Below are 7,256 nucleotides of genomic sequence, written 5' to 3'. Positions count from 1 at the left end.
GCACTCGTGCTGACGGGCCTGGGCGTAGGCCGGCGAAGCGGCGAGGGCGCGCACCGCGCTCGCGAAGGCCGCCAGGACTTCAGGTGAGGCAGTTGCATCGCCGCCCCCGCTTGCCGCAGCGATGCACGCCGCGGCACGCACCAGGTCGCTGCTCGGGCGGCCCTCGCCGCCGCCTTGCTTTTTGTGCTCTTCGTAGAGCGCCGTCAACAGCCCGGGCGCAATCGCCGCGCCGGCCAGCCAGAGGCTGCTCGTGTCCACCAGGTAGACGAAGGCGTCCACCGACCCCGGCTCGCGATCAGGGTGCAGATCCAGGCCCCAGTTCGGGCTCGGCTCATTGAGACTCGCGACGACGCCTTTCCAGAAGGCGGCTTCCGGAGCGGTGCTGCACGCGCATTGGCGCAGGAGTGCGTCGAGCCTGGGTGAGGTCAACCTGTGGCTCCTTGAGGGGCGTCGATCAAATGGTACGCCTGCACACGGCCGAACGCCCGCACCCCACACCTTCGGACGGGCCCGGCAAGGGTTTGTTCTGGGTTGCCGCCCGGAACCAGCGCCACGATGGTGCTTCCGTCTACGTCGAAAGCAGATACCGCGACGTCGCGAGTGCCCGCATGGGGCCGGAAGGCACGCGGCGCTGAGGCGACGCAGGGCGGCAGGCTCACCGGATACCACACCACCACGACGGCGAACTTTTAGGCTCCGGCGAACTGGGCGATGGGCAGGCTGCAAAGTGAGCTTGACCGGCGGAATTCGGCCAAGACCGGTCCTCCGTAGACGCCCCCTGAATTCGCCTCGGATCGGGCATTCGATGCAACGAAATCAGCGCTCCTGGAGCGCGGGAACTTGAGCCGCGACCCCTCTGGGCGGCTGGGCTGGAAGCCGCGGCTCAGTCCCACGGTCCGAGGTGCGCCCACGAGCGCTGAACTGCGCGGGCACCGAAGTTCGCAGCCCGTCATCGGGCGTTTTTCATCATCCAATCTGAGGTTGCCTCCGTTGCAAGGCGCAGGTACCGTTGATCGACTGTCGATGCGGTGATGCCATTTCGGTGGGCTTCAAATATCAGCTCACGCCTTCGAATGCCGCCACCGTGGAAAGGTTGGTATGCACTCATTCAAGCTGGTCCAAGTAGCGGCTGTAACGTGTCTAGCATTCGCCGCTTCGGGATGCCAAGAGCACAGCAAGCAGTCGCTTGCGATGGCACAGGCGGCTGTCAAAGCCGACAGAACCAAGGTCGAAGCCGCAGTCAAGGCCGAGGGAGCGGAAGTGAAGGCTGCTGCCGTGCACCTTGACGACTACATTGGCGACAGGTTTTCGGACGCTGAGAAGGCACTGCAGCCAAAGCCGGAGACTGAGTCAGACGCCCCAACTTTCTGAACTTGTCCGCAATCGAGCTTGGAGGCATCGGCCGGCAGAGTAGCCAAGCGAGGCAACTTGGCGCGAGCTGGTCCCAGAACTCGCGAATATGACGCTCGCGCGCACCGCCCATCCCTTCGCGGCTTACCTTTCGCGTGGCAATCTAGGCCCGCCAACAGGGTCAAGTCCAAGTCCAGTTTCCTCGCTTATCGGCCGCCCGCTTCCGGGGGCGAATGCCAATTGAAAGGGGACGACGTCAGGTCTCCCGCAGCTTGGCCAGGCGGTAGATGAACCAAGGTAAGCGCGGTCCAGCGCATTTCTTGCTCCTCACCTATCCGAATCAATTGCAGCCGCTGCAGTCCCTGCATGACCTCGTGGAACTTGTCACCGGGCGCGTCACCCAAGGCCCTGCTCCGCTGCGCGCCCTCCAGGTTGGCTCGAAGAGCCGGTTCCAGCGCCGAGCTCCGCCGGCCCCCGTCTGTCGCGAGGTAGAGCTCCACCAGGAGGCGCGCGTGTTCACCCGTCAGCAGCCCTTTTTCCGGCCCGAGGACGGTGGCCAATGCCGCGGTGAACGCGACCAAGGTCGCATCCGGCCGCCCCGAAGCAGCGCCAAGGGCGTCGAGCAATGTTCCCACCAGCGCCCAACTGGGCAATCGCACACGCCGCGGCTGACAGTCACCCGCGACATCCGACGTGGCCACCCGGACTGCGGCCGCCAAATTTCCAGTCAAGTAGCCGGCCACGCCCTGTACAGAAGGCCATGAGTGAATCTCGTTGCAGAAATCTGTGATTTCGCTCAGTCGCTCCCGGCCAGTCGCGAGCGCCTCGAGCACCGCGCGGAAGACAAGTTGGTCGTTGTCCGTGGGCTCGGGCTGCCAGGTACGGTTGAGGATGCTCTCGACCCGGGGCGCGAGGTCATCCAGGATGCCGCGGCGTAGCACCCAAAGCGTTCGTTTTCCGCTTGACGGCAGAAATGTCTCCGGGTGAAAAGCGTTCCAGAGGTCGACTTGGCTCCGCGGAGGCAACTCGGCCATAGCAGCTTCGAAGGCGGCTTGGCATGAAGCCACCAGCCCGATGTACTCGGGAAGGTTCAGGCGGCATTCGCCTCGAGAGAACGCGTGCTCCGAAGGCTGGGGTTCACCGACCATTCTTCAGCTCCAGGGCTGGTGCGATGCGCCAGAGTTTCGCATCAGAGAGCGAAAGAATGGAACTTTCGTTCTAAGGGGCCTAGACCTGGTCATCCGGCCGCAGCTTTGAGGGCGCAGCGCCGGGCCTCAGGAGCGGATGGTGTGCAGCACATCGACAAGCAGATTGCCACGGCGGAAGCTAGCAAGGTCGCCTCGACCTTGGCTCAACAGCTGCGCGCAAAGATTGCAGAGCGAGGGTCGACGCAGGTACTGCCGGGGCTGATGGACGATCTAACAGTCACAGCTTGAGCCCCACACTGCAGCTTGAGCATCCCTGCTGCATCTGCACGGGAGGGCACTTGATCGAGCCATACGAGCAGAACACACAGCAGTCTCCTGCCTTCGGGCGTAGCACCGCTTTGCAGTGCTCGCACTCATAGAGGAACTGGCAAGCGTCGGTCGGCATGACTTCGCACTTGGCGTGGCCGCACTCTGGGCAGGTCAGCACCGACTCTTGGGCGGTAGCGGTCATCGTCATCTTTCTTGGCTGTATGTCCGCTTGGTCGCCTCGACTTCCTGCGTCCAGATCGTCGCTCCAATGCTAAGGAGCACCTCGAGATCGGTTTGGTAGCTTTCGCTCGCCTTGTCCAAGCGGTCGATCAAGGCCGCGATGTGCGAAATCGCCTCCGTCGCAGGCAACGCACCCCCTTCCCTGGCCATCTCGACCACGGCAAGCATGACGTCGGTGCGGTTCATCTTGGGACTGTGCGCTTGACCGCCAAGGGAGGCAAGGCGGGCTTTGCCGAAGGAGCGGCGCGGCGACTATCAAGGCATACCTCGCAAGCTACCAGACCCGAATCGCCTCGCCCGCAGGAACCACGAGGTCCGCGTGGCTGAGGAATTCCCGCTGCCCAAGGTAGAAGGAGAAGGCTCGATCAAGGAGTTGGACGTGCTCAACACCGGCTCCGCGATCCTGAATGGGGTGTTCGACCTGGCGCAGCTCGAGGCGATCGTGGCGCACATGAAGGCACTGGGCGCACCGGAGTAAGGCCGAGCGAAGACGGGCCATCGGTGACTTTTTCCCTCCTCTAGGCGGATGAGGCGAAAAGCGCATAAGTCCTGAGGTCAAAAGATTCCCCAGCAGAATGTCTGGATGGACCAGCCGACCGACCTTTCAGACGACGAACTCTTCCGACGCTGCCAGGCGCTTCGGCTGCAAGCAACGCACGGTGACCAAGCCGCACTTCGCGAAGCCCTCGCTTTGGAAGCGGAGGCCCAGCGCCGTTTTCGMGCCGCCACCACCATCTCCGCGTCGCTGGAAGCTATGTCGATAGGCCGGCGCCCCTGGTGGCGGTTCTGGTGATTGGCGCCATCGGCCTCGACGTCGAAGATCGCGTTTCTTGCGACGAAGGGCTCACCAGGGAGGGCGCGCAACTGCTTGAACGGATAGGCCTTTTTCGCCTGACATGCATCGCCAGCGCCGCATTCGCCCCGCACCCGAGGCCCGACTCGCTCCTCTGGATCTACTACTGCGTGCAAGAGTCGCATCAACGTAAGCGGCCGGCCGTCCCATAGTTGACCGACGGGCGCGGATCACCGAGGAAGCCGCGGCGCGCTCAGCGCGAGGGTTGCCAGTTGTGAGGAAGCAGTTCGTCGATGCGACTGTTCAACTGCGTAGGCAGCCGGGTCAGGACATCGTTGAGGTAGGCCCACGGGTCGTGCTCGTGCAGCTTTACCGACTGGACCAGGCTCATCACGATCGCGGCACGCTGCCCGGCCAACGCGCTGCCTGCAAAGAGCCATGCTCGGCGCCCAACAGCCCATGGACGGATCAAGTTCTCGAGGCTGTTGTTGTCGACGTTCACGTCGCCGTCGCGCAGGTTGTGTGTCAGCGCTTCCCAGTGGTTGAGGCTGTAGTTCAGGGCCTTGGCCGTCGCGCTCCCGTCGGGTACTCGGCCTCGCTCCAGTCGCAGCCAATCATGCAGGGCTGTCCATAGCGGCTTCGCATCGCTGCGCCTTCTCGACAGCCGCTCATCGCTCGCCAGCGTCGATAGTTCTCGCTCGAGGCGGTAGATCTCCGCGATACGACGCAGCGCCTCCTCTGCGACGGCGCTCTTGCCGGAGTCCAGAAGCAACTCATCGAACTTGCGTCTGGCGTGCGCAAGACATCCCGCGGCGGTGCGTCCGGGCTCAGCGCTCATCACGCTGTCGTAGGCCTTGTATTCATCTCGCACCAGCGTACCGCGCCAACTTCGTTCATCCTGGCCACCGTGCGCTGCACCAAGGAACGCGATAGGGAACTGCGCGCCACGTCCCACGCAGAAGTCGTAGATCACGCCCGGCACCGGATCGAAGGCTCCGCGCGCGTAGGCCCAGACGTAGGCCTTCTTGGTCTTGCCCCGACCGGGGTCGAGCAGGGCCACCGGCGTCTCGTCGGCATGCAGCACCCGGGCCGAGAGCACGAAGCGCTTGTGCGCGTCGTACAGCGGCTCCAATGCCGCGCCGCCACGGCCAGACCAAGCCGCCAGCGTCGAGCGTGGGGTGTGGACGCCCGAGCGCGCGTTGATGGCCTCTTGGCGGTAGTACGGCAGGTGGTCCACGAAGCGGCTGATCAGCGTGTGTGCTACCAGCCCTGCCGCGGGCATGCCGCCGTCGATGAGCTGCGGCTCCACTGCCTCCTGGACCAAGCGCTGGCAGCAGCGGCAGGCCCACTTGCCGTAGACGTGTCGGTGCACGAAGAACTCGGCCGGCACGATGTCCAGCTTCTCGCTGATGTCCTCGCCCACGCGCACCATGGGCTTACCGCAGTCCGGGCTCGGGCAGGCGGTGTCTTCGGGCTCATGGTGGTGCTGCACGCGACGCAGATGGTCGGGCAGAGGCTGGCGTCGTGGCTTGCGCTTGGACGAGGGATTGTCATCGGGCGGCGTGCCCTTCGCCTGCCGCAGCAGAGCCGCCAGAGCGGCTTCGTCTTCGGCCAGCGTCTCCTCGAAGAGCCGGCGCTGCTCGGCACTCATCGCCTCGGACTTCGCACCGAACTTCCAGGCCTTGTGACGCGCCAGTTCGAACGTGAGCTTCTCGAGTTTGGCGTCCTTCAGGCGGATGTCCTGCGCCTGGCGCTGGATGTGCTGCAGCATCTGCTGGGCCAGCGCCGCGACCGCCTCGGGTGTCAGACCTTGGAGGTCTTCATCCTTGAGGTTGTGCAAGTCCTGCATGGGTTCCCATCATGCAAGCTCGGCTGCCTTGCGTCATTGGGAGTTGCGCTGTCAACGCGCTCGCCGCTGCGAGCCTATAGCCGTGTGATCAAACTCATCTCCGGCAGACGTTCCCAAGGCAGTCCCACCACCAGCGCATCGAACTGCTCCTGCGTCAACGACAGTGGGTTCGCGGCGCTGCTCTCGCTCGGCCACACGAAGCGGCCGGCGTTGAGCCTCCGGGCGGCACACCACACGCCGAAGCCGTCGTGCACGAGCAGCTTGATGCGGGTGGCCCGCACGTTCGCGAACAGGTAGCCGTGGTGCGCACGAGCGCTGCCGAGAGCATGCACGACGTGAGCCATCAAGCGCTCGGCGCCTGCGCGCATGTCCAGTGGTTGGGTGCAGAGCCACAAGGCGTCGATGCGGATCATCGCAGCAGCTCGCGAAGCCATGCCGCACAGTCGGCGGCCGCCGAGATCGGCCACACGACGCTCACGCCGAGAGCGCCGCGCTTGAGCTCGAGCCGGATCGTCTCGGCGGGTGCAGCCGCCGCGCGTGATGACGCCGATGCAAGCGGCGGCGCCGGCAATGACAGTGCAACGAACTCGGGCGCAGACTCGGCAACCGTCGTCGATGCTGCCGATCGCACGGGACTGGCCCCGCGACCGCGACGCCATTGATGCACGAGGTTGTCGTTCAGCCCGAACGACAGCGCAACCGCAGCGACTGAGGCACCAGGTTCGGCGCATGCCGCCAGAACCTGCGCCTTGAAAGCTGCGCTGTGACGCCGGCGTTGCTTCGGATTGACGTCCATAGATGTCCAGCTAACTTAGATGGACAGCATGGTCTCCGGCTTGGCTTCAGATCTCAAGGTGGGGCGGCTGGCCGCTTACGCTACATCGTGTTCTTTCGCGGAACGCCGGCGCTCGTGCAGGTGTTCCTTCTCTACTACGGCGCCAGCCAGTTCCAGGCGATCCAGGATTCGTTGCTGTGGGTGGTGTTGCGCGATCCGTTCTGGTGCGTCGTCATCGCGCTGGGCCTGAATTCGGCTTCCTACACCGGCAAGACCTTGGCAGCGGCCCTGGCGGCGGTGCCTCGCGGAGCGAAGGAAGCCGCATTCTCCCTCGGGCTCGCGAAGCACCAATCCTTCCTGACGGTCGAGATGCCGATCGCGGCGCGCACGGCGCTGCCGGCCTTCGGCAACGAGATCATCCTGACCTGCAAGGCGACTTCGCTCGCCAGCACGGTCACGTTGCTGGACCTGACAGGTACKGCACGCYTGATCAGCGCCGAGACCTATGCGCCTTACGAGGTGTTCCTCAGTGCCGGCCTCGTCTACCTGGCCATCAACTACGGCCTCATGTTCGTGTTTCGCAAGCTCGAATCCAGTTTCAGATACGCGTACTAGTTGCGGAGAACTCAGCATGAAGATCACTGCCGGCCCGTTGGCCTGGAAAGAGAGCACCGCGGCTGCCGCATCCCCGGTCGTCGCGATACGAAGGCTCTCGAAGCATTTTGGCGCCCACCAGGTGCTGAAGGACATCGACCTCGAGGTGCAGGCGTCGCAGCGGATCGTGATCTGCGG

11 protein-coding genes are annotated in these 7,256 nt (G+C 64.4%); 4 read left to right on the top strand and 7 right to left on the bottom strand.

All coding sequences use genetic code 11. From position 1 onward, the window contains the following. On the bottom strand, window positions 1–429 hold a 429-nt coding region (locus tag AC1D2E_RS33880; RefSeq protein ID WP_478201470.1), incomplete at its 3' end, for a hypothetical protein. Between the two features lie 669 nt (window positions 430–1,098). Between AC1D2E_RS33880 and AC1D2E_RS33875 the strand changes: the two genes are divergently transcribed. After that, complete coding sequence (locus tag AC1D2E_RS33875; protein ID WP_478201469.1) at window positions 1,099–1,371, top strand: hypothetical protein; 273 nt, start codon at window positions 1,099–1,101, stop codon at window positions 1,369–1,371. A 185-nt stretch (window positions 1,372–1,556) separates the two neighbouring features. Here AC1D2E_RS33875 and AC1D2E_RS33870 read toward each other — a convergent pair whose 3' ends face one another. Further along, complete coding sequence (locus tag AC1D2E_RS33870; RefSeq protein WP_478201468.1) at window positions 1,557–2,498, bottom strand: hypothetical protein; 942 nt, start codon at window positions 2,496–2,498, stop codon at window positions 1,557–1,559. Between the two features lie 141 nt (window positions 2,499–2,639). Between AC1D2E_RS33870 and AC1D2E_RS33865 the strand changes: the two genes are divergently transcribed. Continuing rightward, the gene (locus tag AC1D2E_RS33865; protein WP_478201467.1) at window positions 2,640–2,786 is read left to right on the top strand and encodes a hypothetical protein; all 147 of its coding nucleotides are present in this window, start codon (window positions 2,640–2,642) and stop codon (window positions 2,784–2,786) included. Here the strand turns inward: AC1D2E_RS33865 and AC1D2E_RS33860 are convergent. Further along, a complete protein-coding gene (locus AC1D2E_RS33860; RefSeq protein WP_478201466.1) occupies window positions 2,776–3,009 on the bottom strand; it encodes a GDCCVxC domain-containing (seleno)protein in 234 nt (77 codons plus the stop codon). The genes AC1D2E_RS33865 and AC1D2E_RS33860 overlap by 11 nt on opposite strands. A gap of 2 nt (window positions 3,010–3,011) precedes the next feature. Continuing rightward, complete coding sequence (locus tag AC1D2E_RS33855) at window positions 3,012–3,233, bottom strand: hypothetical protein (protein WP_478178414.1); 222 nt, start codon at window positions 3,231–3,233, stop codon at window positions 3,012–3,014. Window positions 3,234–3,366: 133 nt separating this feature from the next. Between AC1D2E_RS33855 and AC1D2E_RS33850 the strand changes: the two genes are divergently transcribed. After that, window positions 3,367–3,525, top strand: coding sequence for a hypothetical protein (locus AC1D2E_RS33850; RefSeq protein WP_478201465.1), 159 nt, complete (start codon window positions 3,367–3,369; stop codon window positions 3,523–3,525). A 568-nt stretch (window positions 3,526–4,093) separates the two neighbouring features. Here the strand turns inward: AC1D2E_RS33850 and tnpC are convergent. From tnpC to tnpA, 3 genes are all read right to left on the bottom strand, one after another. Then, window positions 4,094–5,689 carry an IS66 family transposase gene (gene tnpC, locus AC1D2E_RS33845; RefSeq protein ID WP_478201464.1) on the bottom strand — a complete coding sequence of 532 codons (1,596 nt, stop codon included), beginning with the start codon at window positions 5,687–5,689 and terminating at the stop codon, window positions 4,094–4,096. Window positions 5,690–5,763: 74 nt separating this feature from the next. Beyond that, window positions 5,764–6,102, bottom strand: coding sequence for an IS66 family insertion sequence element accessory protein TnpB (gene tnpB, locus AC1D2E_RS33840; protein ID WP_478201463.1), 339 nt, complete (start codon window positions 6,100–6,102; stop codon window positions 5,764–5,766). Continuing rightward, the gene (gene tnpA / locus AC1D2E_RS33835; protein ID WP_478201462.1) at window positions 6,099–6,485 is read right to left on the bottom strand and encodes an IS66-like element accessory protein TnpA; all 387 of its coding nucleotides are present in this window, start codon (window positions 6,483–6,485) and stop codon (window positions 6,099–6,101) included. Before tnpA ends, tnpB begins: the two co-directional genes overlap by 4 nt. Before the next feature lie 87 nt (window positions 6,486–6,572). Between tnpA and AC1D2E_RS33830 the strand changes: the two genes are divergently transcribed. Next, window positions 6,573–7,079: an ABC transporter permease subunit gene (locus AC1D2E_RS33830; RefSeq protein WP_478201461.1), complete on the top strand. Its 507-nt coding sequence runs from the start codon at window positions 6,573–6,575 to the stop codon at window positions 7,077–7,079. The last annotated feature ends 177 nt before the right edge of the window (window positions 7,080–7,256 follow it).

The organism is Variovorax sp. P1_H2 (assembly GCF_056405295.1).
This window is presented reverse-complemented; position numbering and strand designations above follow the sequence as displayed.